The 24,374-nt window shown below is 30.0% G+C and carries 19 protein-coding genes; 13 read left to right on the forward strand and 6 right to left on the reverse strand.

All coding sequences use genetic code 11. The features are described from left to right. The first annotated feature begins 212 nt into the window (after positions 1–212). Positions 213–1,865 carry a NeuD/PglB/VioB family sugar acetyltransferase gene (locus tag ACOYLT_RS03580; RefSeq protein WP_422852476.1) on the forward strand — a complete coding sequence of 551 codons (1,653 nt, stop codon included), beginning with the start codon at positions 213–215 and terminating at the stop codon, positions 1,863–1,865. Positions 1,866–1,913: 48 nt separating this feature from the next. Here the strand turns inward: ACOYLT_RS03580 and ACOYLT_RS03585 are convergent, their stop codons facing one another. The 4 genes from ACOYLT_RS03585 to ACOYLT_RS03600 form a co-directional block, all read right to left on the reverse strand. Next, positions 1,914–4,334, reverse strand: a complete 2,421-nt coding sequence (locus tag ACOYLT_RS03585; protein ID WP_422852477.1) for a GumC family protein — start codon at positions 4,332–4,334, stop codon at positions 1,914–1,916. Positions 4,335–4,340: 6 nt separating this feature from the next. After that, the gene (locus tag ACOYLT_RS03590; RefSeq protein ID WP_422852478.1) at positions 4,341–5,105 is read right to left on the reverse strand and encodes a polysaccharide biosynthesis/export family protein; all 765 of its coding nucleotides are present in this window, start codon (positions 5,103–5,105) and stop codon (positions 4,341–4,343) included. A gap of 153 nt (positions 5,106–5,258) precedes the next feature. Continuing rightward, positions 5,259–7,136 carry a polysaccharide biosynthesis protein gene (locus ACOYLT_RS03595; protein WP_422852479.1) on the reverse strand — a complete coding sequence of 626 codons (1,878 nt, stop codon included), beginning with the start codon at positions 7,134–7,136 and terminating at the stop codon, positions 5,259–5,261. Positions 7,137–7,193: 57 nt separating this feature from the next. After that, positions 7,194–8,330, reverse strand: coding sequence for a DegT/DnrJ/EryC1/StrS family aminotransferase (locus ACOYLT_RS03600; RefSeq protein ID WP_422852480.1), 1,137 nt, complete (start codon positions 8,328–8,330; stop codon positions 7,194–7,196). A 191-nt stretch (positions 8,331–8,521) separates the two neighbouring features. Here ACOYLT_RS03600 and ACOYLT_RS03605 point away from each other — a divergent pair, with 191 nt between their 5' ends. Further along, complete coding sequence (locus ACOYLT_RS03605; RefSeq protein ID WP_422852481.1) at positions 8,522–9,256, forward strand: tyrosine-protein phosphatase; 735 nt, start codon at positions 8,522–8,524, stop codon at positions 9,254–9,256. A gap of 19 nt (positions 9,257–9,275) precedes the next feature. Here ACOYLT_RS03605 and ACOYLT_RS03610 read toward each other — a convergent pair whose 3' ends face one another. After that, a complete protein-coding gene (locus tag ACOYLT_RS03610) occupies positions 9,276–11,441 on the reverse strand; it encodes a hypothetical protein (protein ID WP_422852482.1) in 2,166 nt (721 codons plus the stop codon). 111 nt (positions 11,442–11,552) lie between these two features. Continuing rightward, positions 11,553–12,158, reverse strand: coding sequence for a sugar transferase (locus ACOYLT_RS03615; protein ID WP_422852483.1), 606 nt, complete (start codon positions 12,156–12,158; stop codon positions 11,553–11,555). Positions 12,159–12,339: 181 nt separating this feature from the next. Here ACOYLT_RS03615 and ACOYLT_RS03620 point away from each other — a divergent pair, with 181 nt between their 5' ends. From ACOYLT_RS03620 to ACOYLT_RS03670, 11 genes are all read left to right on the forward strand, one after another. After that, positions 12,340–13,215, forward strand: a complete 876-nt coding sequence (locus tag ACOYLT_RS03620) for an ABC transporter permease (RefSeq protein ID WP_422852484.1) — start codon at positions 12,340–12,342, stop codon at positions 13,213–13,215. Beyond that, a complete protein-coding gene (locus tag ACOYLT_RS03625) occupies positions 13,215–14,480 on the forward strand; it encodes an ABC transporter ATP-binding protein (RefSeq protein ID WP_422852485.1) in 1,266 nt (421 codons plus the stop codon). Before ACOYLT_RS03620 ends, ACOYLT_RS03625 begins: the two co-directional genes overlap by 1 nt. A gap of 9 nt (positions 14,481–14,489) precedes the next feature. Beyond that, the gene (locus ACOYLT_RS03630; protein ID WP_422852486.1) at positions 14,490–15,338 is read left to right on the forward strand and encodes an FkbM family methyltransferase; all 849 of its coding nucleotides are present in this window, start codon (positions 14,490–14,492) and stop codon (positions 15,336–15,338) included. 9 nt (positions 15,339–15,347) lie between these two features. After that, entirely contained in the window at positions 15,348–16,367 is a 1,020-nt protein-coding gene (locus tag ACOYLT_RS03635; protein WP_422852487.1) for a glycosyltransferase family 2 protein, read from the forward strand. A 63-nt stretch (positions 16,368–16,430) separates the two neighbouring features. Continuing rightward, positions 16,431–17,438, forward strand: a complete 1,008-nt coding sequence (locus ACOYLT_RS03640) for an N-acetylneuraminate synthase family protein (RefSeq protein WP_422852488.1) — start codon at positions 16,431–16,433, stop codon at positions 17,436–17,438. Beyond that, positions 17,435–18,595: a UDP-N-acetylglucosamine 2-epimerase gene (gene neuC / locus ACOYLT_RS03645; protein ID WP_422852489.1), complete on the forward strand. Its 1,161-nt coding sequence runs from the start codon at positions 17,435–17,437 to the stop codon at positions 18,593–18,595. Before ACOYLT_RS03640 ends, neuC begins: the two co-directional genes overlap by 4 nt. Next, positions 18,595–19,293 carry a cytidylyltransferase domain-containing protein gene (locus tag ACOYLT_RS03650; RefSeq protein ID WP_422852490.1) on the forward strand — a complete coding sequence of 233 codons (699 nt, stop codon included), beginning with the start codon at positions 18,595–18,597 and terminating at the stop codon, positions 19,291–19,293. Before neuC ends, ACOYLT_RS03650 begins: the two co-directional genes overlap by 1 nt. Continuing rightward, on the forward strand, positions 19,274–20,215 hold the full coding sequence (locus tag ACOYLT_RS03655; protein WP_422852491.1) for an NAD(P)-dependent oxidoreductase: 942 nt from the start codon (positions 19,274–19,276) through the stop codon (positions 20,213–20,215). Before ACOYLT_RS03650 ends, ACOYLT_RS03655 begins: the two co-directional genes overlap by 20 nt. Position 20,216: 1 nt before the next feature. Beyond that, positions 20,217–21,911, forward strand: coding sequence for an asparagine synthase (glutamine-hydrolyzing) (asnB, locus tag ACOYLT_RS03660; RefSeq protein ID WP_422852492.1), 1,695 nt, complete (start codon positions 20,217–20,219; stop codon positions 21,909–21,911). Continuing rightward, positions 21,911–23,326, forward strand: a complete 1,416-nt coding sequence (locus tag ACOYLT_RS03665) for a UDP-glycosyltransferase (protein ID WP_422852493.1) — start codon at positions 21,911–21,913, stop codon at positions 23,324–23,326. The genes asnB and ACOYLT_RS03665 overlap by 1 nt, the downstream gene beginning before the upstream one ends. Then, a partial coding sequence (locus ACOYLT_RS03670; RefSeq protein ID WP_422852494.1) for a glycosyltransferase family 4 protein occupies positions 23,323–24,374 on the forward strand: 1,052 nt, incomplete at its 3' end. The genes ACOYLT_RS03665 and ACOYLT_RS03670, both read left to right, overlap by 4 nt.

Below are 24,374 nucleotides of genomic sequence, written 5' to 3' on the forward strand. Positions count from 1 at the left end.
TGTTGTCACCCAAGGAGAAGAAGTTAAAACACTTCGTGTGATTAAACGATAATATAATTAACTAAATTTTTAAAACCCTCTTCAAGAAATTGAAGGGGGTTTTTTATTTTGACTTGTTAGTTACTTATTTCAAGTTGTTTTTTTATACATTTGACTTTTATACAATCTTTGTAGTACTATTAAATAAATTTTTAAGAAATATTAATAACTGTATGTCAATTAAATCTATTTCAGTTATTGAAGTTAATGACACAAAATGGTCTGATATTGTATCATCTTCCCTCGAATATGATTTTTATCATACAAAGTCCTATCATCAATTAGAAATAAATAAAAGACCTGTTTTATTTGTTGCCTATTTTGATAAAGATTTTATCGCTATCCCTTTTCTAATTAGAAATATAGAAGGAACACCCTATTTTGACTGTACCTCTGTTTACGGATATAGCGGTCCAATAAGCAATATTGAAATTAAAAAAATAACAAGAGCTCATTTAGATTTTTTTCAAGAAGAGCTTATGCATTTCTTTAAAATTAATACTATTATCACTGCTTTTTCAAGATTACATCCTTTACTGTCTAATAGTTTAGTATTTAAAAATTTTGGTAACTTAGTTAATGTGAATGACACTGTTTCTATTGATACTACTCTTCCTGAAGAAGAACAAAAGAGGCACTATAGAAAATCTAGTAAGTATGAAATAAATCAATTAAGAAAGCAAGGTATTGTTGTTTATCAAGCGGAAAGTAATGAGGATATAAACGATTTTATATCTATTTATAAAAGCACGATGAAAAAAGTTGCCGCCTCAGAAGATTACTTTTATGATGTAGCCTATTTTCATCATTTTTTGAGCTGTCCCTGCTTTGATAAAATTATTTTGCTTGCGAAATATAATGATACAATATATTCAGGAGCTGTTTTTACTATTGCAAATGGTATAATGCAATACCATCTTTCGGGTTCATTAGAATATGAGGGGAAGTATTCATTAATGAAGTTAATCATAGACGAAGCAAGAATTTTAGCCACTAATCTAAAATTAAAATTTTTACACTTAGGGGGTGGTTTTGGAGGTAGTGATAAAGATACTTTATTTCAATTTAAATCTGGATTTTCGGATTTAAGATTTCAATATCAAAATTGGAATCTTATTGTAGACAAATCTATTTATGATGCACTTAACGAACAATTAAAAATAGATCACAATAGTACTATTTTTTTTCCTTTGTATAGAACCAAAAAACCCATGAAACCTAAAATTTATATTTTTGGATGTAGCGGTCACGCTAAAGTTGTTATAGATATTTTGTTATTAAATAACGAAGAAATACTATCCATTTATGATGACAAACCTATTGCTGGTGAATTATTAGGAATACCTGTTTTTGATTATAATAAGGTTGACTTCTTACATCCAGATAATCAACTGATTATCGCTGTTGGTGACAATTTTAAACGAAAATTGCTTTCTAAACGATGGAAAGGGCAGTATAAAACAAGCATTCATCCTAAAGCTGTCGTTTCATCTCACACAAATATTGGCAAAGGAACGGTGGTAATGTCAAGTGCCATCATTAATTCAGGTGCCTCTATTGGAAATCATGTTATTATTAATTCAGGCGCATTAGTTGAACACGATTGTATTATAAAGGATTTTGTTCATGTTTCTCCTATGGCTGCATTAGCTGGTTCAGTAATCGTTGAAGAAGGTTCTCAAATAGGCATTAACGCTACCATAAGACAAGGCATAAAAATCGGTAAATGGGTTACTATTGGAGCTGGAGCAGTTATCGTAAAAGACGTGCCAGATTATGCTGTGGTAGTGGGAAATCCGGGAAAAATAATTAAATATAACAAATAAAAAAAAAGAGAAAAATTAAATTTTCTATTTTTTTATTTAAGATTTATTTTATGTTTTAAAAGTATCTTTGAATTTAGAAATCATCTTTTCAAAGGTGCTTTTTTCTATTTCCTCGTTATCATTATCACTTCCATATCCGTATCCATACCCATAGTTATAATTGTACCCATACCCGTAACTGTAATTGTATTTGTATTTATAACCATAAACATATATTAATCCCACACTGTTAACAATATAAGCTATTTTCTTTATTTTTCCTTGTAAATGCAAATCTCTTGAATACTCTACTATATGCTTATCAGTCATATCAGCACGAGTTACATAAATTACTAAATCTGATAAATATGTAATTAATAATGTATCAGTAACTAATAAAGTTGGAGCCGAATCTACAATGATATAATCATATTCTGCTTTAACAATGTTTAGCAATTCTTCAAATCTTCCATTAGATATTAATTCTGCAGGATTTGGTGGAATGCTACCTGAAATTATAACATCTAAATATTGGTTGTCTAATATATTTTTATTGATAATTGATTTGTATTCTACTTCTTGATTGTATAAATAATTAGTCAAGCCTATTCTCTCTTTTTGAAGACCAATGTATTTATGTAACTGTGGATTTCTTAAATCACCTCCAATTATTAATACTTTTTTCTTCATTTGGGTCAAGATTAACGCTAAGTTGATGGCGTTAAATGTTTTACCTTCTCCTTTGATACTTGAAGTAGAAAAAATGACGTATGCATCTTTTTTGTTGTTTACAGGAAGTAAATAGTTAATATTGGTTCTCACATTTCTATAAGCTTCAGCTAGCACTGTTCGATCATTAACATGAATATATCTATCCTCTTTTATGAAAGGTATTTCACCAATAATAGGAATATCATTCACGATGTTTTTTACATCTATTTTATTATGAATTTTATTATCGAAATAGAATTTTGCGAAAATCAATAGTAATGGTATTCCTAATCCTATTATTAGTGCTATAAGATATATAGAATTATTGTTAGGAGCCACCTTGTATCCATTACTAGAAGCATATTCTAACACTTTTACGGATGGTTGCGTAATAGCCATATTTATTCCAGCTTCTTCTCTTTTTTGAAGTAGTAATAAATATAAACTTTCTTTAATGTTTTGTTGTCTTTCAATTGATCTAAAAATTTTCTCTTTTTCTGGTACACTACTGTATAAACTATTATTTTTTGACTGTATATTTTTTATATTTTTTATTGAAGCTTGAATTTCTTCTTTATAAAGTTTAATAGCAGAAAAAATATTTTCTTGTAATGCAGGTAGTTTTTCGTTAATACTTTTTAAAGTTGGATTGTTTTTTCCTGCACTTATCATTAGTTTATCTCGCTCACTAATTAAATCGTTATAAGCGCTAACAAATAAATTTACATTAACATTTAAAATACCAATGTTTGTTGGAAGTGCTTTAAAGTTAGAGCCTGGTTTAATGCCTATTCCTAAAAAAGTTGACATTGCCATTTGATTTTCTAAATCCAATATTTTTTCTTCGTAAGTAGATTTTCTACCGGCTGTTATACCAGAAAATTCTGCAATTGAATTCATGTCATTTTTTTTCTTGTAACTTATTTTATAATTTTCTATAGAATCCAATTCATTAACTAAGTATTGAAATCTATCATTTACAAATTGTATTGTATTTTTAAATGCTAATTGTCGGTCTTTTATTCCATCTTCATTATATACTTTAATTAAGCAATTTACAATGTCTTTGGATTTTTCTTGGTTTAACCCTCTCATTGATAGCACCACCACATCACTTTCGTCTGTCAAAACACTAGCACTAACACTACCACTTAAATAACCAACCACTTCACTTAAGGATAATTTTTGAATCAAATATTTTTTGTTGTAATAAACAGCTAATTGTCTGGTGTTTGATTTTATTTTAAAAGGAATAGTATTGATAACGTATTTTTTGTCAAAAATCATTTCTTTATTCCCTAACTCCTCAATTTTAAATCCTTTTTTTGTAATGGTCAAATTAAGACTTAAAGATTTTTCGTCTAACTCATCAGCAGTGCTTAGCCATTCAATTTTGACAGGGCAGTTTTTCCACTGTTCTGAATTCATAATTCTTCCTGGCAAATAATAAGTAGTTGTTAAATTTAATTCTCGGGCTACTTCCTTTAAAATTCTATTTGATTTTATGATTTGTAAATCATTTCCAAGTTTGGCTTTACTTTTACCTACAATAAAAACACCTTCTGTTGACATTTTGAAGGGTGAATTGGAATTATCCAATATTTTGATTTTTGCAGAATTCTGATAAACAATAGGGGTGTATCTTAAATAAAAATTTGCTATGAATAGTGTAGCCGCTGTAAAACCAACAAACCAAAACCAAAATGGTAAATACTTGTTGATTTCTAAACGAATATCGAAACCCTTTTTGTTTTCTTGTGTGCTAAATTGGTTTTCCATAAATTGTTATTTAGTCAAAAGTAGGTAAAGAGACAAACCGGTAAAAAACGCACTTAATAATCCTGTGTAATTTGTAATATAACCAGCAGAATGTACCTTAGGGCCATTAGGATAAACATAAATAATATCATTTTGTTTGATATAGTAATATTCGCTATTGAACCAGTCTGTTTTTCTCATGTCTATATGTCCATAGGTTCTTTTACCATTTTCTTCTCTAATAATCAAAATATCATTTCTTTTACCAGACATGCTTAAATCACCAGCAGCACCAATTGCTTGAATTAACGTTTTGTTTTGTTCGAAAAAAGGATAGACACCTGGGCTTGAAATATCTCCGAGAATAGTTATTTTTGCATTAGCTACTCTAACAATTACTGTAGGGTTGGTTAATTGGCTTTGTTCTATTAATATTTTTTCTATCAAATCTTCCACTTCACTAGTAGTTTTGCCCGCTACTGGTATATTTCCCAAAATAGGGAAACTGATGTTGCCATCAGTATTTACCAAATAACCATTTAACATCATTGAATTATCATTACCAGATGTTGATCCTGAATTATAGAATTTTGCGTTGAAAGGTAAGGCACTCTCTGGGTTAATAGCGGATACGTTAATTGATAAAATATCATTAAATTGGATATTATTTTGGGTGTAAATTACTTTTGTTTCGGGTTTGTCCTTTATATCTTGAAAATAAAGAATATCTCTTTTTGTACTACATGAAATTAAAGTAAGTAATAGGAAAGCTAAATATATTATTTTTTTCATGTTATTGTAATTTTCAATTATTTTGAGCGATGAATAGTATTTTTTAAAAAAAAATATTTGACGTGCAAAAGTAAAAATTATTCTTATCATTCCTATTTTTAAAGAGAGAATAATTGATTATTTTTTTAATCAATATATAGGAATTATTTGTATTTAATTCATTTGTTTGTATTCAGGAACTAGTTGTTTGATAGCTTTAATAATTTCATCATAATTGTTTACAAAGGCCTCTTCAATTAAAGTTGAAATTTGTTTATTTATGGTTATGTAGTCCTCACAAACTTCAATGGCAATTAGTATTTTTTCGTGATGTGTTTTTACATTTTTTGCGCTTTCATTTAGTAACTCTTCATATAATTTTTCGCCAGGTCTTAATCCGATAATTTCAATTTTTATATCTATATCAGGTTTGAACCCTGCAAGACGTATCATCTTTTTGGCTAGATCTAAAATTTTAACAGGTTTTCCCATGTCAAAAATAAAAATTTCACCTCCTTTGCCCATAGAGCATGCTTCTAGTACTAGTTGGCAAGCTTCTGGTATTGTCATGAAATATCTAATCACTTCAGGATGTGTAAGCGTGATGGGTCCGCCTTTCTTTATTTGTTTAGTAAATAAAGGCACTACAGACCCATTAGATCCTAGCACATTTCCAAATCTAGTGGTGATAAACTTTGTTGCATTTTGTGTTTTACCATTCAGAATGTTGAAGTGTTTTGATTGTACATACATTTCAGCAATTCGTTTGCTTGCGCCCATTATACTACTTGGATTTACCGCCTTGTCAGTAGAAATCATGACAAAATCTTCCACATGATATTTTAAAGATAAATCTGCAATATTTTTAGTCCCTAAAACATTGGTTAATACGGCTTGATTAGGATTCTCTTCCATTAATGGTACATGTTTGTAGGCAGCAGCATGAAATACAATATTGGGTCTTGTTTTCTTGAATATTTGTTCAGAAATCTCTAAATTTCTTATATCGGCAATTATGGTTTCGATTTTTAAGTTAGTATTTATAGCATTTAATTCAAGAACCAAATGATGAAGAGGCGTTTCTGCTTGATCAATCAATATTATTTTTTCAGCATCATAGTTAAGAATCTGCCTAACGATTTCGCTACCTATAGAACCTGCAGCACCAGTAATTAAAATTGTTTTTTTTGCGAGTCTTTGCTTAATTTCATCTGTGTCTAATACAATTGGATTTCTTTCTAGTAAGTCTGTAATTTCAAAATTTTTAATTTCTTTGGCTATGTTTTCTGCATTTTGAAAATTTGAAACTATTGGCGCCATAAATACTTTAAAATTGTATGTAATACAACTTTCCACTACACTGTTTCTTTCTTCGATTGATAATTTACTATCTGCAATTATTATAGCCTCTGCTCCAGCTAATCTTATAGTTAATGGGACACTTTTTTTTAATTTAAAAATGGGCAAATTCAAAATTCTTTTATCGCTATTTTCATTTGTTTTATCAATAAAACCAATGATATTAAATCTTTTAGGATTTTCGCTTGCTAACGCGTTTGCCACAGAAATCGCATTTGCATCTAATCCATAAATAATGATATTTGTTTTGTTTTTATTTTCAACTTTATTTATAAAATTTTCGAAAATATGTTTTACAATAATTCTAAACAATAATAATAAACCAAGTGATAATAAAGCATTTAATAAAGAAGCTGTTAAAATTGCAATTTTAGGTTTTCCTATGTATAGCAGGAAATAATCAATAAATACAATAATTCCAAAAGTTAAAAATTGTGACAAAAATAATTTTATGGCATCAATTTGAGATGTATGGCGTATTATGCCAGAATAAGTTCTTAGTGCTAAAAAGAAAAAAATATTGACCGATAGATAAAAGAAAAAAATAGAATAAAAATGAGTAAGAAGAATATAGTTTAATTCTAGTTCTTTAAAAATATAAAATGTTATAATTCCTGAAAAAATAACAATTAAAATATCTAATAAAAGTACCACCCAATTTGGTAAGTACTTTAATTTATTAATATTTATCATGTAATTTTTTTTCAAAATACTACTTTAAAAAGTGTGATTTCCAAATATAAATAAAAATTAGAAATAATTGTTTAAACATTCTTTTATTCTTTGTCTGTCTTGTTTAGATAGGTTTGATCCAGAAGGTAAACACAAGCCATTTTTAAATAAATTTTCTGAAATGTTTCCACCATAATAGGGTTCGTTTTTGAAAATAGGTTGTAAATGCATTGGTTTCCAGAGCGGTCTGGTTTCAATATTTTCTTTTTCAAAAAACAATCTCAAATCTTCTCTATTCTTATTTTGATTTTCTTTATCATTAAATAAAATGCTCGATAGCCAACAATTAGAATAATAATCTTCATTAAATTCAGAAAAAAGAGAAACTTCTTCAATGTTTTTGAAAATTGTATCGTAAAAATTATGCATTTCTCTTCTTAAAGAAACATGTTTATCAAGGATTTCCATTTGCCCACGACCAATGCCTGCGCAAATATTACTCATTCTATAGTTATAACCAATTTCGCTGTGTTGGTAATGTGGTGCATTATCTCTAGCTTGTGTGGCTAAAAAAATAGCTTTTTCTATGTGCTTTTTGTCTTTACTTACAATTGCTCCACCACCAGAGGTAGTTATAATTTTATTTCCATTGAATGATAACACACTAATGTCCCCAAATGTGCCACACTTTTGTCCTTTATAACTACTTCCAAAAGCTTCAGCGCTATCTTCAAGAATTGGGATTTCATAGTGATCAGCAATTGCTCTAATTTCTGTGACTTTATATGGCATTCCATATAAATGTACCGTTATTATCGCTTTTGGTTTCTTTCCTTTTGCCATTCTATCTTTAATGGCAGTTTCTAGAGCTTCAGGGCATATATTCCAAGTATCTTTTTCACTATCTATGAAAATAGGTTTTGCGCCCAAATAAACTATAGGATTTGCAGAGGCAGAGAAAGTCATACTCTGACAAATTACTTCATCCCCTGATTTAACGCCTAACAGTAGTAAACCTAAATGTAGCGCAGCTGTACCTGAGCTTAAAACTCCAACATGTACTTCATTGGATAAATAGGAAGCAATATCATTTTCAAAACCCGTTACATTTGGCCCAAGAGGTGCTATCCAGTTACTAGAAAACGCTTCATCAATATATTTTTTTTCATTACCACCCATATGTGGCGAGGAAAGCCAAATTTTAGGTTTATCCATTTTGGGAACTATTTTACTATTTTTAACGAATTAAATATTTTCAAAATTATAATTAAATTATAAATTTTTAATTCATTTTAATTTTTTTCTACTATAAATTTATTTTTAGGCAAAATTACATCGTAATGTTTGCTAATACACTATAAATTAGATAAAATAATCTATTTTTGAATTCTGAAACTAAATTTACTATGATTTCACTATTTAAAAAGAAACCTAATTTGGTTGATCTACTACCTGATGGATATATTGATATCCATTCTCATATTTTGCCTAATATTGATGATGGTTCACAATCAATTCAAGAAACGTCACTATTGCTTGAACAAATGTCTTTGCTTGGTATAAAGAAATGTATAGCAACTCCACATACTATGCCTAATGTTTGGGACAATTCAGCTGATTTTATTCAAGAAACTTTTTTAAATACAAAAAATCAATTGCCAAAACATCTTGCTGAAATGTTACACAGTGTTAGTTCGGAATATATGATGGACGAAACTTTTATTGAACGTTTTCAAAAAGAAAAATTATTGGCAGTAAAAGATACTATTGTCTTGGTAGAAATGTCTTATTTAAACCCTACTGTAGACTTAAAAAACATTTTATTTCAATTGCAAATGAAAGGATATATCCCTTTACTGGCCCATCCAGAACGTTATTTGTATTATCACAATTCTAAACAAGACTATATTAGATTAAAAGAACTTGGTTGTTTATTCCAATTGAATTTATTGTCCACTATGGGTTACTATGGTAAATCGGTTACTACTGTTGCAGACTATTTATTAGCCAATAATTTAATTGACTTTGTGGGTTCCGATATTCATCATGATCGTCATGTAGCTGCATTTTATCAAAGGATAAGAATTAAATCTCAAAAAGAACTAATTGAAGCTATGAATAAAAATAGCCAATTAGAATAAATATTTCAAACTATATTTTTTAAATATTACTTCTCTTACTTCTTCTCTGTTTTATTCTGCTATATATAGATGAAATTAAAAGAAAGGTAACTCCAGTTATAATAATGATTGTTATTTTATCATTTTTAGTCAATATGAAGTATTCAATATAGAATACTTTTAACAATACACAAAAGGCTACAAAAATTGAAAATAAACGTAAAAATTTATTATTCTCAATCAATCCAATCAACAAAATAATTATTAAACACACTAATAAAATTATGGAAAAAGGTATTATATGATTATAATCTAAAATGCTTACAACATCATTTTGTTTAAAAGTATGCTGACTTATTGTGTGATATAATACAGTTATAAAATCAAATTCTTTGCATACTGTTATTATTCCAAATAGGCTAGTTATGACAATAATTAAATCTTTAAAATAGCTTTTTTCAGTTTTTGTATTAATGATAGCACTTAAAATTTTATAACCTAAAGCTATTTCGAGAAGGAATTCAGCGTAATGAAATAGGCTTTCAATTGATATAATTCCATCATAAGTAATATCATATTTGAAAGTATATGGGAATTCATAGAATCCTATAAATGTTAAGATAATAAAAAGTAAAAATGTTAAATACTGAAATTTAATACTTTCTTTTTCATAAATAGTTTTTTCATATCTTGAAATATATAAAACTAAAATAGAAGATACTATGGCGAAAACTCTAACGGAATAATATAAATCTCCAACAAAATAAAGAAGCATCGAAAAACTTATCCAAATTATAAAAACAAAAAGACTCACTAAGTTGAAAGTACTCAAGAAATTTAAAAATTTTTCTCGGTTTAACCATTTGTTTGACACATGAAACTTCGTAGTTTGTAAGCTGTTTTTCACAATCCATATAGCCAATAAAATGATGCCAATATTTATAAATCCACTACTAATAAATTCTTCATTTATACTTTGTACTTTGGTAATTATAAGGGTAAGTCCAATGATTAAATAAACTAATTTTAAAATAAGTAAAAATGTTAGGAATGCTGAGGTCCATAATAAGATTCTATTGTGTCCCGCTTTAGCATAAAAAATTAAGCAAACGGCTAATGTTCCAAAGAATATTTCAAAACTATATTCTTGAAATAGTAATGTAAATAAAAGTGATAGTAGCAACAAAGTAGAAATCTCTACTGATACTATTTTGCCATGTAAAATCGAGGTTTTTTTATTTAGATATATTGATAAACCGTTAACTATAATTACGCTAATTATAGGTATAATATTATATGTTATAGTAAAATATTTGTTGAGTATAATAGCATTTATATATAAAAATAATATCAAGTTTATCCAATAAAACAGTTTGTAGATAGGTTTTTTATCTTGAAATAGAAAAGACAAACTAATACCATTAAACAATAAAAAATACAGAAGATTACTACTGAAAAACAACTCAAATTCATTAGTATTTGAATTATAAATCAATTGACGAAGTGTGAAAATTGCTAAAAAACCATAAGCAAAAAATGCATTTACTATATTATTGTAAGTGTCCTCTTGTTTCTTTGAAATAAGATGTACTATTACAGTGTAAATAATTATACAACAAAAAACATAGGTGTATGTATAACTATATCTTATAATCAATAATTCAAAGAGTAATACATAAAAGTATATAGTTGTAAAGGTTAAAATTTCACTTCTTTTTAAGGTTAAATAATTTAGTATAAAAACCGCAATAGGCACAAGGATAAAACCAGAAACTATGTAATAGTTATGATAAGAAAAGATATAGTTTGGCAACCAATTATTTGCAAAGATAGTAGCGTGAGCTAGAGTCAAAAAGATAATTATTGCAACACTTAAATAGTAAAATATAGTTTTATTCTTTTTATGATAAAAAATGGATGCACAAAGCCCTAAGATACCGGGAATAAAACAAGCTAAAAGTTTGTTGAATATCTCCCATGAAAACTTTAAATTTAAATTACCACCATCATGAACACGATTGGACTTATTAGATAATATTTTTGAAAGATTATTAATTGTATTTCCATTTCCAGTATCAAAGTAGTAATAGATAGCAAGTAATATGAGCGTAACACCAATAGTTTTAAATATTATTGATGAGTAACTTTCAATACCTCTTATTTTCTTTTTATAGACTCGGTTAGTTTTTTGTTTGTTTATTTCCATTATCTGGTAATATGTTTAGTGCATCGTTTTACTATATTATTTGCAAATATATTGAAAAACCATATCTTGAAATGAGATTTATTATTTTCCAATATTTGTATGTAAACTTCTTTAATTTTTTCCATTAAATTCTTCCATAGTATATTTTTCTGTAGCATTTATTCCTTGAGGTATTAAAACCTTTTTAATTGTTACTACTAGAATTTTCAAATCTAATAACATGCTAACATTATCAACATACCAAACATCATGTTCAAATTTTTTGGTCCAAAGAATTGAATTTCTACCATTTATTTGCGCCCAGCCGGTTATTCCTGGTTTCACATTATGTCTTCGTTTCTGATTGTCATTATATAAAGGTAAATATTCAGGTAGTAATGGTCTGGGGCCAACTAAACTCATATGCCCCAAAACAACATTTATCAATTGAGGGATTTCATCTATTGAAGTTTTACGTATAAATTTTCCAACGGATGTTGTTCTTTCAAAATCAGGTAATAGTGCTCCTGCCTTATTTCTCTTGTCATTCATCGTTTTGAATTTTATAATTCTAAAGATTTTTTCTCTATGCCCAGGTCTGTTTTGAAAATAGAAAGGTTTTCCATTATTTAAAATAAATAGAAGTAGGGTAACAACAATAAATAAAGGGCTTACGATGATTAGTCCGATAAATGCTGCTATAAAATCAAAAAAAGATTTCACATACTTTAGATACATATTTTTTTAAATTGTTTAAGAAAAATTAAAAAATCAATTCTGTGGGCAAACTTACTATATAAATTGATATATTTTAATGTATCTATCATTACAAGTTATTAATTTTAAATAAAATGATTAAATTTACAAATTATAATTGTTGGATATAGGCCTTCAAAAACATATAAATTATTACTTAGCAATGCAAAATTCAAGAATCGCTAATGAATGGGATTTAGTGATAAAAGGTTCTACTTCTCTTTTTGATTTACGATTTAAAGATCTTTGGAATTATAGAGATTTATTATTCATGTTTGTGAAGCGAGACTTCGTTAGTTTCTACAAGCAAACCATTCTTGGCCCTTTGTGGTTTTTTATTCAACCTATTTTTACTACCCTAGTATTTACATTTATTTTCGGAAATCTTGCAGGTATTAGTACGGATGGTTTGCCTCAACAGTTATTTTATTTAGCTGGAATTATTTCTTGGAATTATTTTTCAGATTGTTTAACCAAAACAAGTACTGTTTTTAAAGACAATGCTGCTATTTTTGGTAAAGTATATTTTCCAAGGTTAATTATGCCTTTAAGTATTGTTGTAAGTAACTTGGTTCGATTTGGCGTACAGATGTTATTGTTTTTATTGATGATGATGTATTTTTATTTTTTTCCTCAGACAAATGCTACTTTTCATTTGACTTATGCTGTTTTATCGGTGCCCTTTTTAGTTGTATTGATGGCTTTATTAGGATTGGGTATTGGGTTGATTATTACTGCAATGACCACAAAATATAAGGATTTAACTTTTTTAGTGACCTTTGGTGTTCAGCTTTTAATGTATGGAACCACTGTAATTTATCCTTTAAGTGAAGCAAAGAAAAAATTTGGAGGAATGTCAAAATTAATTGAATACAATCCCATGACAGGAATTATTGAAGCCTTTAGGTATTCCTTTTTGGGAAAAGGAGCGTTTAGTTTGTGGAGTATTGGTTACTCATCAATAATTACTGTATTTATTTTATTTTTTGGAATCCTACTATTCAATAAAACCGAAAAGAATTTTGTAGATACTATATAATGAGCCGACCAGTAATACAAGTTGAAAACTTATCAAAAGCCTACCAAATTGGACAAATAGGAACAGGTACTATTTCGCGTGATTTGGAGCGTTTTTTTGTTACTAAAATCCTCGGAAAAGAAGATCCTTTTTTGAAAATAGGAGAGACTAATGTAAGAAGCATTAAAGGACAAAGTGATATTGTTTGGTCTTTAAAAGACATCAATTTCGATATACATCAAGGCGATGCTGTGGGTATCATTGGTAAGAATGGAGCAGGGAAAAGTACTTTACTAAAATTACTTTCTCGGGTAACAAGTCCCACTACAGGAGAAATTAAAGTTAAAGGAAGAATAGCAAGTCTATTGGAAGTAGGGACAGGTTTTCATCCTGAGTTATCAGGAAGAGAGAATATTTATTTGAATGGAGCGATTCTTGGCATGCGAAAAAAAGAAATCACCAGAAAATTGGAAGAGATAATTGATTTTTCGGGAGTTGAACGTTATATCGACACGCCTGTAAAACGGTATTCTTCTGGTATGTATGTTCGTTTAGCCTTTGCTGTTGCCGCGCATCTAGAAAGTGAAATCCTTATTGTAGATGAAGTTTTAGCTGTTGGTGATGCTGAATTTCAAAAGAAATGTCTTGGTAAAATGGGCGATATAAGTAAAGGAGAAGGTAGGACTGTATTGTTTGTCAGTCATAATATGGGGGCTGTTCAGAATTTATGTACTAGAGGGATAATTCTTGAGAACGGCCAGTTAGTATTTGATGGAGCTATTAATGAATCTATTTCTAAGTATTTGCAAGGAAATTCATTCTCAAATGAACTTATAGATTCTAGAGGACGAAAAGGTAATGGAATTGTTAAATTTGAAAAGGTAACTGTTTATGGTAATGATGAATCACAAAATGTAGTTTCTGGACAAAAATTAAATATTTTGTTTAAAATACAAAATAATCATAGTATTTCATGCAATAGAATTAGATTTGATGTTCGAATTGAGGATGATTTTGGACAACGGTATTCTTGGGTGAGCTCTAGTTTAGTTAAAATTAATAATGAACTTGTACCTGAATCTATTTTGATTCATTATCCAAGAAATAATTTTAATAATGGAATCTATTATGCAACTATCTTTTTGACTGTTGATGATGAGGTAGCAGATTTTATTGAAAATGCATTTCAGATAATTGTTGAGAATGGCGATTTTTTTAATAATGGAAAGATTGTGCCAGAAAAACAGAGCAAAATCCTAATGGATTTTGATATGATTTTTAGTTAAATAAAAAAGATGAGACAACTAATAGTACAAATTCTTCTTAAAATTTATAATTTTTATTTAAAAAAAGATAGATTAAAAAGGTTAATAAAAATTATAATTGGAGATAAAAAAATCATCATAACTTTTAATGGATTTAAAATTTATACAAGTAATAATTCAGCAATAGAATCCAGTATACTTTTTGGAGAATATTCAGAACAAATTATTTTGGATTTAATAAAAAAATACGCCAATAAAAATTACAATTTAATTGATATTGGGGCTAATGTTGGAATTCACTCTTTGACCGCCGCAACCATCAATAATAAAATAGAAGTTTTTTCTTTTGAACCAGAACCTTCTAATTTTTTAAGTTTTATTAAAAATATCGGATTAAATAATATTGAAAATATTAGACCTTTTAGAATGGGTTTAGGAGATGTTGTAGGCAACAATATGCTAAATATAAATAAAGGATGGAACAAGGGTAAACATTCCATAAAAGTAAATTTTGCTCCAAATTTTAATGAGAGAATTAGTATTCCAGTAACTAAATTAAATGCTTTTAAAGATAATATTATAGGTGAAAATTTTATTGTAAAAATAGATGTTGAAGGGTTTGAGAGAGAAGTAATAGAAGGTGCTGATGAAATTTTTAAAAAGTTTGACAATTGTATTTTAATAATTGAATTAATTACAGAAATTAACGATTTAGAAATTTGTAAAAAAATTATAAGTTCACTAAAAGAAAAAGATTTTGAACATATTTATAAAATTAGTAATCGTGTTGACTTAATTTTGGTTGAAGATTATGAAGGAAGTGCTGATTATATTTTCATTAAAGGAAAAGACGCCATTGAAAGTATTCAAAATAATTAATCCGCAATAATGCGAGTAGGTTTTAATCCACATAAAGACAAACCAAACGAAGAAACTGAGTTTACCCATCAGGTTATAATTCCTGTTTATATACCTAATCACGAAGATTACTTTAAAGATAGTTTTAAAATTTTCAAGTTATGTTTGGAGTCCTTGGTCAAAACCATTCACAATAGAACATTCATTAGTGTCATTAATAATGGTTGTTGCATAGAGGTAGAACATTTTATAAATGAATTATATAACGAAAAAAAAATACACGAAATTATTCATACAATTAATATTGGGAAGCTAAATTCAATTGTTAAAGGACTTGTAGGAAACAACATTAAACTTGTTACAATAACAGACTCGGATGTTTTGTTTCTCGAAAATTGGCAACAGGAAACAGTCAAAATATTCAATGCTTTTCCAAAAGCTGGAGTTGTTGGTATTGTACCACAGTTTAGAAATTTTTCATATTTGTGTGGTAATTTGCTATTTGAGAATTTCTTTTCAGCTAAACTTAAATTTACCGAAGTAAAAAATCCCGAGGCAATGAAAAGGTTCTTACACAGCATTTGGGGCGAAGCCAGTTATAACCCGGCATATCTTAAATGGAATTTGACCATTGAAAGCGAAAAAAGCACTGCTATTGTCGGTTCTGGACATTTTGTGGCAACCTATAGAAAGGTTATTTTTGATCAAACTCAAACGTATTTTGAATATAAAATGGGTGTGGATACCGAACTTTATCTGGATGAAATTCCGCTAAAAAAAGGATTGTGGCGATTGACAACCCATGACAATTATGCCTACCATATGGGTAATGTTTTTGAAGATTGGATTCAGGAAACACTAGAAGGAATTGGTGGTAATAATACCTCTAAAAATCAAACCTTATTTGAAATTTCCGAAATCAAGAACTGCAGCAAAATAGGTTATTTTATTAAAAACAGGCTTTTCATCAAATTCTTTAATAAAAAACCTATCAGAAAATTATTTTATAAAATGAAAGGATTGCCAAAAGATGAAATAGCTAAATATTAACCTACTGAATTTACAAGGACAAGTATAAATTACTTATTTTTACTTCCATTTCAATATATTCTGATGCACACAAAACCTTATTTAATAGCAGAAATTGCACAAGCTCACGATGGGAGTATAGGAATATTGCATTCCTATATTGATGCTGTTGCCAAAACTGGTGTTCAAGCTATTAAATTTCAAATGCATATAGCCGAAGCGGAAAGTAGTATTCAAGAGCCTTTTCGTGTGCAATTTTCTAAAGAAGACGCTATCCGTTATGATTATTGGAAAAGGATTGAATTCAGTTTGGAACAATGGAAAGCCATTAAAAAGCATTGTGATGAGGTAGGTTTGGATTTCATCTGTTCTCCCTTCAGTAATTTGGCAGTTGATTGGCTAGAAGCAATTGGAGTTCAAGCTTATAAAATTGGTTCAGGGGAAGTAACTAACTTTCTTTTATTAGAAAAAATTGCTCAAACAGGTAAGCCATTACTACTTTCATCAGGAATGAGCAGTTTTGAAGAATTAGATATCACGGTTGCATTTTTAAAAAGTAAGAAAGTAGATTTTTCTATTTTACAATGCACCACTGCATATCCAACAAAACCTGAACAATATGGTTTTAATGTCATTTCCGAATTAAAAGATAGATATAAAGTTTCTGTTGGTTTTTCAGACCATTCTGCAAAAATTGCAACAGGGATAGCAGCTGTTGCCCTGGGAGCTGAAATTTTAGAGTTTCATGTGGTTTTTCATCGGGATTTGTTTGGTCCAGATGCTATTGCTTCTTTTACAATGGAAGAAACTAAACAATTAGTAGAAGCGGTAAATGCTATTTATATCGCTACAACTAATCCGATAGATAAAAATACCAATGAAAGTTATTTAGAATTAAAAACTATCTTCGAAAAATCATTAGCAATCAATAAAAATTTACCAAAAGGGCATAGCATTACCTTTGATGATTTAGAAACCAAAAAGCCAAAAGGATTTGGAATTTCTGCTGCTGATTTTGAAAAAGTACTTGGAAGAAAGTTAAGAACTAATATGTCTCAATGGGATTTTTTGAATGAAGAAGATTTAGAATGAGTACCAAAAGAAAAATAGCTGTAGTGATCACCGCAAGGCCTTCTTATAGCCGAGTAAAAACTGTTTTAACTGCTATAAAAAATCATGCTGAATTGGAGTTGCAACTTATTGTTTCTTCTTCGGCTTTGCTAGATAGGTATGGAAGTGCTGTTAATTATATTGAAAAAGATGGTTTTGAAATTGTTGCCAAAGTGTTTAATGTTTTAGAAGGAGAAAATCTTACTGCGGCAGCAAAAACTACAGGTATTGGTATACTAGAATTGTCAACTGTTTTTGATAATCTTCGTCCAGATATTGTAGTAACAGTAGCCGATAGATTTGAAACTATGGCAACTGCTATTGCTGCCTCTTATATGAATATTCCGTTGGCGCACATTCAAGGTGGAGAAGTTACCGGAAACATAGACGAAAAGGTTAGACATGCTATAACTAAATTAGCTGATTATCATTTTGTAGCTTCTGAAAAAGCCAAACAAAGGGTAGTTCAACTAGGAGAAAATCCAGCCATGGTTTTCAATACAGGTTGTCCTTCTATAGACATTGCACAAGAAGTGGCTAAATACAGTAAATTGACTTTCAATCCTTATAAAAAATATGGTGGCGTAGGTTCACAACCTATTTTGGATAATGGTTTCATCGTTGTGATGCAACATCCTGTTACCAATGAATACCAAGATTCACGTAAACATATTGAGGCCACACTCAGAGCTATACAAAAAATAAACAAACCAACTTTATGGTTTTGGCCCAATGTTGATGCTGGTGCCGATGGAACTTCTACTGGAATAAGAGCCTTCCGAGAAAAATATAAAATGGATAATGTTCATTTTTTCAAAAATATGGAAGCAGCTGATTTTTTAAATTTATTAAATTCATCGCTTTGCTTAGTAGGAAATTCAAGTGTTGGTATTAGAGAATGTGCCTATCTAGGGGTTCCTGTGGTTAATATTGGCTCGCGTCAAAACCGTCGTGACCGTGGACAAAATGTGGTCGATGTGACTTATGACGAAAACGAAATTGTAACAGCAGTCGATGCTATTCTAAAAAAACAAGAAAGACCAAAATCGGATGTATATGGCGGTGGTGATGCTGGTGACAATATAGCGAAGTTACTCAAAGAATTACCGCTTCAGTTTCACAAAACCATAACTTATTAATGAAGGTCTTGGTCATCATACCGGCGCGTGGCGGTTCGAAAGGTGTTCCCAAAAAGAACCTCAAAATTCTTGGAGACGAACCGTTGATTGCCCATGCCATTGCTTGTGCCAAAGCCTCCAAAAAAACCACAAGAATAATAGTTTCTACCGATTCGGAGGAAATTGCTGAAGTGTCAAAACAATTTGGTAGTGAAGTGATTTTAAGACCCGAAGATTTAGCCACCGATACCAGTAATGTGGTCACTGCTGTGATACATGTTTACCAAGAATTAAAAGAAGATTTTGATGTTATTGTGTTGTTACAAACGACTTCACCGTTAAGAACTGCTACAGATTTAGACAACATTATCACCCTATTTGAAAAGGATAATAATATTGATGGCGTAATTAGTGTCGTTCCGATGGACGATATGCATCCGGCGCGAATGTACAATTTGGGTGACAACGATGCGCTCATTCCTTTTTTAACCGAAGGCGAAACTGCTAGAAGACAAGATTTACAACCTGTGTATTATCGAAATGGATGTTTTTATGCCGTGAAAACTGATGCTTTTTTCAAAGAAAACTCCTTTATGGTGGCCAATAAAAAAGCGTATGTTATGAATGCAGAATGGTTGGCTAACATTGATACCCCAAGAGATTTTAAGATAGCCGAAATACTATACCAAGACTGGAAAGATGAGAATATTAATCACTGAATCGGGCGATTTTAGTCCTAACGCTTTAGCCGAACTTCAAAAACATTTTGAGGTGATTCAACACGATTTTACATCTCTGGAAGCCTTGATAGAAAATATTGCTGAGGTTGACGTTTTGTTTGTTCGTCTCCGCTTCAAACTGACGAAAGAAATTCTCGAAAGAGCACCACAACTTCAATACATTTTAACCGCTACAACCGGTTTAGACCATATCGATACCGACTATTTTGAAAGCCGTGGCGGAAAAATCATTTCGTTGAAAGGCGAAGTCGATTTTTTAGGGTCGATTCCCTCAACAGCCGAAAATACTTGGGCTTTGCTATTGGCTTTGCTCAAGAAAATCCCCAGTGCTTTTGAAGACGTAAAAGAGGGAAATTGGCACCGAGATCATTTTAAAGGCAATAACCTTCGCGGAAAAAAAATAGGCATTTTAGGTTTGGGCAGAGTAGGAAAGCAAGTCGCTCATTTTGCCGAAGCTTTCGGTTTGGAGATTGGCTATTTTGATGTAGTAGCTCAAACCAATCAATATACAAGTTTTTCCAATCCACAGGAACTCTTTGCTTGGGCTGAAATCATAAGTATTCATATTCCATACAACACAGAAAATGAAAATTTTGTCAATGAGGAATTATTACAGCATTGTCAAAAAAAGGCGGTGTTAATCAACACTTCTCGTGGGAATGTTTGGGATGAAAATTGGGTAGCTGAATTGCTCAAGCAAAATAAAATATTCGGTATTGCGACCGATGTTTTACAAGATGAATTCAATAAAAAACAATTGCAAAGAAATCCTTTGGTCGAATTGGCTAACGAAGAATACAATATCATTATCACACCGCACATAGCCGGTGCCACTTATGAATCGATGGCGATGACGGAAGAATTTATAGTGTCTCAATTTTTAAAAACAACGACTTTATAAGATGTGCGGAATTGCCGGAATCATTGGGCCAAAAGCCAATAAGTTGACTATCCTGAAAATGCTTGAAGCCCAAAAGCATCGCGGTCCCGATTTTACCGCCGATTGGGAAATAGAAGGCAAAATCGCTTTGGGCCATAACCGTTTAAGTATCATTGATTTGTCTAGTAATGCCAATCAACCCTTTACAAGTGAATGCAAAAATTTTATTTTGGTTTTCAATGGAGAAATCTATAATTATATTGAATTAAAAAACGAACTTCAAACTAAATATCTTTTCAAGACACAATCAGATACCGAAGTGTTGTTGAATGCATATATAGAGTGGGGTGAAAGCTGTTTGGATAAATGCAATGGTATGTTTTCTTTTGCTATTTGGAATAAAAAAGAACAAACTCTTTTTGCAGCTCGCGATCGATTTGGTGTGAAACCCTTTTATTATTATTTTGATCATTCCACTTTTTATTTTGCTTCAGAAATTAATACCCTTTTTGCAGCTGGAATTCCTAAAGCCACTCATGATAAAGTTTGGCTCAACTTTTTTTCAGAAGGTAGTTATGGTTTGCCTAATGAAACTTTTTGGCAAAATATTGAACAGTTGCCTGGCGGACATTTTTTGACTTTAAAAGACAATTCGTTGCAGCTAAAAAAATGGTATCATTTTGAAGATAGCATATTTTTACTACAAAATCAATTTGATAAAAATGAGGAAGAATACATTATCCATTTACTTTTAAAATCAATCAATTTGCGTTTTCGAGCAGATGTTCCTGTTGGTTTTAACCTTAGCGGTGGTTTGGATTCTAGTACGCTTTTGGCTTTGATTGACCAGCAAGATATTGATAAATCAGCCGTTGAAGCTTTTACTTTTATAACTAATGATGAACGATATGATGAAATAAAATGGGTAAAAGCCATGTTGGAAAACAGATCTTTTCATTTGACAATTTGTCCTCTTTCTGCTAAAGAAATTCCTGGACTTTCCTTAAAAATGGCATTACATCAGGCGGAACCTTATGGTGGCATTCCAACAATTGCTTACTCAAAAATATTCCAAACATCTAGCCAAAACGGGGTGAAGGTTTTACTCGACGGACAAGGTTCGGATGAAGCTTGGGCAGGATATGATTATTATTTACATAACAATCAAAATGTTATACAAGGTGTTTCTAAATCGCCATTTAGAACAAATGTTATAGATAAAGATTTTGCAAATGAGTATCATAAAACAAGCTATCCAAAACCATTTGAAGAAGATTTATTGAACCTACAATATAGGGATTTGTTTTACACTAAAATCCCACGTGCTTTGCGTTTTAATGATAGGGTTTCTATGCTGTATGGTACAGAATTGCGGGAACCTTTTTTGGATTATGAGTTGGTGGAATATGTTTTCAGTCGTCCAAATGATTTCAAAATTAAGAATGGAGTTCAGAAATGGATGTTACGTAAAATAGCCGAAAAATTTCTGCAAAAAAAATTAGTTTTAACTCCCAAACGGCCTTTGCAAACCCCACAAAGAGAATGGCTCTCTGAAGACTTAAAAGATTGGGTAGTAGCTGAAGTGGAACTATTGAAAAATCACCGTTGGTTTGATTCCAAAACATTGCAAACCGAATTGGATTTATTTTTTAAAGGAGATAATCAAAGTAGCTTTCATATTTGGCAATGGATTAATGCTGCACAATTATTGAAATAATGACAAAAAAAAGTAATAACAAAATATTTATATTTCTTCCCGATGGTATCGGATTGAGGAATTTTGCCTTTACAAATTTTCATAATTTGGGACTAGAAAAAGGTTTTGAAATTATTTTTTGGAACGCTACACCATTTAATTTAGAATCATTAGGTTTTAAAGAGATAAAAATTGAAAATCCAAGAATTCATCCACTTACCGAATTTTATAAAAATGCCCAAATTCAAATTGAATTAAATCAAAATATAGTTCGAGCTAACGATACTGTTTATGACACTTATAGATTTCCTTTGACAAATAAAAATGTAAAGTCCTTTATAAAAAATACGGTTCATAAATTTATAATTTTTTTGAATAATTCTCCTCAAGGACTAAATAGAATTAAAGAAAAGATTAATCTACATGAACGAAAGACAAAATTATATTTTGATAGTCTAAAAACACTAAAGCAAGAAAAACCAGCTCTCGTTTTTTGTACTAATCAAAGAATAACGGCTGCAGTTGCTCCCATTCTTGCAGCTCAAGATATAGGAATACCTACAGCAACATTTATTTTTTCGTGGGATAATTTGCCCAAAGGCATAAAAATTATTAAAACTGATTTTTATTTCGTTTGGAGTGAACATATGAAAAATGAACTACAATATTACTATCCTGAAATTAATGAAGGTCAAATTTATATCACTGGAACACCACAATTTGAACCTCATTTTGAGAAGCAATTTATAGTTTCCAAGCAGACTTTCTTCAAAGAATATGGTTTGGATTTATCTAAAAAATATATTTGCTTTTCTGGTGATGATGTAACCACTTCTCCCAATGATCCTCAGTATTTACTTGATGTGGCAAAAGCAGTAGCACAATTAAATGCAAAAGGGTATAATTTAGGAATTATTTTTAGACGTTGTCCTGTTGATTTTTCGGATAGATTTGATTTTGTTTTAGAAAAATATAAGAATATTATTATCTCTATTGCTCCATTATGGAAAAATATAGGAGACACTTGGAGTACTGTTTTGCCTACCAAAGAGGATTTAATACTTCAAATGAATACTATATTTCACTCGGAATTTGTCATTAATTTAGGTTCTTCAATGGTTTTTGATTTTGTATCCTTCAAGAAACCTTGTGCATTCATAAATTATGAAGTTGTCAATAAAAATTTTCCAAATTGGTCTGTTGAAAAAATATATAACTTTATACATTTTAGGTCGATGCCTTCAAAAGATTCAGTATATTGGTTTACCAATCCTGCCGAATTGGGTAAACAAATAGAAAAGATTTTGGGTGCTAATGATACAACAGTTGTCAAAAATGCTCAGCATTGGTTTGAAATAATTAATCAACATCCACCCCAAAAAGCTTCTGAAAGGATATGGAAGGCTATAGAGGAAATAACTAAGAAGGAATTATGAAAATTGCTTTTCTAACACCAGAATTTCCACATCCAAAAATGGGTTCGTCTGGAGGAATAGGAACAAGTATTTTGAATTTGTCCAAAGGATTAACTCTTCTTGGTCATCAAGTCTTTGTTTTAGTTTATGGACAAAAAGAAGATGAAGTTTTCGAAGAAAATGATATTAGCTATTATAAGATTAGGAATATAAAACTAAAAGGGTTTTCACGACTTTTGACCCAAAAAAAAATTGAAAGACTTATTAATCTTTTAGTTGAAAATCATCAACTAGCTATTGTTGAAGCACCCGATTGGACAGGAATTACTTCCTATATAAAGCCCAAATGTCCTATTGTTATTAGGTTACAAGGTTCTGATACTTACTTTTGTCATTTGGATAAACGTCCAGTAAAATTAATTAACAAATATCATGAAAAAAGAGCTTTGCAACATGCAGATTCTTTGCTTTCGGTTAGTCACTATACCGCTGTTGTTACTAAACAATTATTTGGATTACAAAAAGAGTTTACTATAATTTCAAACAGTATTGATATTGGTAATTTTGCTTTTGGTGATAAATCAGAAGAGCAGGAAAATACGATTCTCTATTTTGGTAGTTTAATTAGAAAAAAAGGACTTTTAGAATTACCTCTGATTTTTAACGAAGTGCATAAACAAAATAAACAAGTAAAACTAATTTTGATAGGTAGAGATGTTTCGGATATAATTTCAGGAAATACATCTACATGGGGGATGATGCAATCGTTGTTTGATAAAGATGCATTGCAAAATGTCAATTATATAGGTAGTGTTCCCTATAATAATATCCAGCATTATATTAGTTCAGCGACTGTTTGTGTCTTTCCTACTTTTGCCGAGGCTTTGCCTGTATCATGGATAGAAGCGATGGCTATGCAAAAAGCTATAGTTGCTTCTAACATAGGATGGGCTACCGAAGTTATAGATGATACTGTAAATGGATTTTTAGTTCATCCTAAAAATCATAAACAATTTGCAGCCAAAGTATTAGAATTGTTAGAAAATAACGAAATGAGAAATCAATTTGG

It is taken from the genome of Flavobacterium sp., assembly GCF_049318185.1.
GTDB lineage: Bacteria > Bacteroidota > Bacteroidia > Flavobacteriales > Flavobacteriaceae > Flavobacterium.

Excerpts from the sequence above, each read along its gene's own strand:
- ACOYLT_RS03620 (WP_422852484.1), top strand. The coding sequence starts at position 12,340 with ATGCAAAATTCAAGAATCGCTAATGAATGGGATTTAGTGATAAAAGGT.
- ACOYLT_RS03665 (WP_422852493.1), top strand. The coding sequence starts at position 21,911 with ATGACAAAAAAAAGTAATAACAAAATATTTATATTTCTTCCCGATGGT.
- ACOYLT_RS03590 (WP_422852478.1), bottom strand. The coding sequence starts at position 5,105 with ATGAAAAAAATAATATATTTAGCTTTCCTATTACTTACTTTAATTTCA.
- ACOYLT_RS03600 (WP_422852480.1), bottom strand. The coding sequence starts at position 8,330 with ATGGATAAACCTAAAATTTGGCTTTCCTCGCCACATATGGGTGGTAAT.
- ACOYLT_RS03580 (WP_422852476.1), top strand. The coding sequence starts at position 213 with ATGTCAATTAAATCTATTTCAGTTATTGAAGTTAATGACACAAAATGG.
- ACOYLT_RS03635 (WP_422852487.1), top strand. The coding sequence starts at position 15,348 with ATGCGAGTAGGTTTTAATCCACATAAAGACAAACCAAACGAAGAAACT.
- ACOYLT_RS03610 (WP_422852482.1), bottom strand. The coding sequence starts at position 11,441 with ATGGAAATAAACAAACAAAAAACTAACCGAGTCTATAAAAAGAAAATA.
- neuC (WP_422852489.1), top strand. The coding sequence starts at position 17,435 with ATGAGTACCAAAAGAAAAATAGCTGTAGTGATCACCGCAAGGCCTTCT.
- ACOYLT_RS03625 (WP_422852485.1), top strand. The coding sequence starts at position 13,215 with ATGAGCCGACCAGTAATACAAGTTGAAAACTTATCAAAAGCCTACCAA.
- asnB (WP_422852492.1), top strand. The coding sequence starts at position 20,217 with ATGTGCGGAATTGCCGGAATCATTGGGCCAAAAGCCAATAAGTTGACT.
- ACOYLT_RS03615 (WP_422852483.1), bottom strand. The coding sequence starts at position 12,158 with ATGTATCTAAAGTATGTGAAATCTTTTTTTGATTTTATAGCAGCATTT.
- ACOYLT_RS03585 (WP_422852477.1), bottom strand. The coding sequence starts at position 4,334 with ATGGAAAACCAATTTAGCACACAAGAAAACAAAAAGGGTTTCGATATT.
- ACOYLT_RS03605 (WP_422852481.1), top strand. The coding sequence starts at position 8,522 with ATGATTTCACTATTTAAAAAGAAACCTAATTTGGTTGATCTACTACCT.
- ACOYLT_RS03640 (WP_422852488.1), top strand. The coding sequence starts at position 16,431 with ATGCACACAAAACCTTATTTAATAGCAGAAATTGCACAAGCTCACGAT.
- ACOYLT_RS03595 (WP_422852479.1), bottom strand. The coding sequence starts at position 7,136 with ATGATAAATATTAATAAATTAAAGTACTTACCAAATTGGGTGGTACTT.
- ACOYLT_RS03630 (WP_422852486.1), top strand. The coding sequence starts at position 14,490 with ATGAGACAACTAATAGTACAAATTCTTCTTAAAATTTATAATTTTTAT.
- ACOYLT_RS03650 (WP_422852490.1), top strand. The coding sequence starts at position 18,595 with ATGAAGGTCTTGGTCATCATACCGGCGCGTGGCGGTTCGAAAGGTGTT.
- ACOYLT_RS03655 (WP_422852491.1), top strand. The coding sequence starts at position 19,274 with ATGAGAATATTAATCACTGAATCGGGCGATTTTAGTCCTAACGCTTTA.